This window comes from Leptolyngbya sp. CCY15150, assembly GCF_016888135.1.
Taxonomy (GTDB): Bacteria; Cyanobacteriota; Cyanobacteriia; order RECH01; family RECH01; genus RECH01.
The window spans coordinates 1-287 of sequence record NZ_JACSWB010000025.1 but is presented as its reverse complement, the minus strand read 5'-3'; the positions used below and the strand labels follow the sequence as shown (position 1 = coordinate 287).

The 287-nt window shown below is 47.0% G+C and carries 1 pseudogene; it reads left to right on the top strand.

Annotated features, from left to right (window positions below):
- A pseudogene (locus tag JUJ53_RS00115) lies at positions 1-287 on the top strand (IS1 family transposase); the annotation flags it as partial.

Sequence of the window (287 nt, the reverse complement as noted above, 5' to 3'; positions counted from 1 at the left end):
AGTTCGTGGTAGGAGACCACTCTCTAGAGACGTTTAAGCCCTTGTGGCAGATTGTGATGGGTTGGGCTTGTTTTCTGTACATCACTGATGGGTATAAGGTGTACCCTTGCGTGATTGAGGATGGAGACCATTTAGTCAGTAAAACAGCCATGACTCGGGTTGAGGGCGAGAGGCGAGAACTGTCGGTTAAGACATTACTTGGCTCGATTGCACCGTAAGACGTTGTGTTATTCCAAATCGGTTGACATGCTAACGACATCAGTCCGGTTACTCATCTACTATCTCAA